Genomic DNA, 1163 nt, shown 5'->3' with positions numbered 1-1163 from the left:
CCGCCACCAGCCACGCCCGGCGGCCAGCACGCCCGCCTGGAATCTGCTGGCCGCGCCGAGCCGCACCAGCAGCGCCTGGACGCGGCGCTGCACCGTCCGCAGGCCGATGCCCAGTTGGCGGGCTATCGCCTCGTCGGACAGGCCGACCGAGAGCAGCGACAGGATGCGCCGTTCGTCCTCGGTCGGGCCCCCGGCGCTCTCGCTCTCGGTCAGGCCGTCGGTCACGTAGTGCTGGGCCTGCTGCCACAGGGTCTCGAACAGCGCCGACAGCGCGTCCAGCAGCGCCGAAGGGCGCACCAGGATGCAGGAGTCGAGCACTTGCGGGGTCGCCACCAGCGGGATCAGGCCCGCCTGGTCGTCGGACAGGATGATCTTCATGGGGGCGTGCGGCAGGATGCGCACCTCCTCGCCGTGCGCCAGGTCGTGCTCGATGCGCCCGATGGTGCCGGGCAGGGTCAGGTTGTCCTGGCCGTAGATGAAGCGGCTGCGCACCCCGCGCGAGTGCACGTTGGCGCTGGAGTTCACCGAGGAGCCGTCCTTGCCCTGGGCGTACGGCGGGGCGTCGATGCCCCGCACCTCCCGCTCGGCGCTGTTGAACAGCTGCTGGCCGCAGCGGGCCACTCCGTCGGGGCCGGTGATCACCTCGATCAGCGCCGCGGCGTCCTGCCCGATGCGGCCCTTGCGGTGCTTCTCGGCGAGCCATTGGGTCAGCGCGCGGACCCGCCGGATGTCCCGCTCCCGCGCCAGCAGCAGCACCTCCATGGCGTGTTCGGGCGGCAGCGCCGTCCACCGGGTCGGCCGGCCGGACAGCCGGGAGATCCAGCCCCCGGTCCTCCAGCCGGGTCAGCGCCCCCTTGAGCACGTCGTGTTCGACCCCGCTGCGGCCCACCAGTTCGTCCAGGCCCAGAGCGGGCCCGTCCAGCAGTGCGAAGTACGCCGTCTCCTGCCAGTGATCGAGTCCGAGCACCTCCAGCAACGCGCCACCCCTCCCTGTGCCCATCCCCCGCGACCCCCATCCTGCCCTTTCACCTCGGGGAATGGTGCTGTGGCGGGTGAGGCGGCCCGGGTGGTTCGGGCGGGAGGGGGCGGGACGTGGCGGAAGGTCCGGTTCGCGCGGGCCGCCGGCTACGGCGACGGCGGCCCGGGCGGGGCGGACACGGCGG

The 1163-nt window shown here is 73.6% G+C and carries 1 protein-coding gene; it reads right to left on the bottom strand.

Annotated features, from left to right (window positions below; genetic code table 11):
* The coding region (locus tag GA0115240_RS34605) for a helix-turn-helix transcriptional regulator (RefSeq protein ID WP_093743009.1) at positions 1 to 762 on the bottom strand (762 nt) is incomplete at its 3' end.
* Positions 763 to 1163 lie beyond the last annotated feature (401 nt).

Source organism: Streptomyces sp. DvalAA-14, assembly GCF_900091855.1.
Classification (GTDB): Bacteria; Actinomycetota; Actinomycetes; order Streptomycetales; family Streptomycetaceae; genus Actinacidiphila.
Note: the sequence above shows the minus strand (reverse complement) of the source record. Positions and strands in the feature narration are given on the sequence as shown.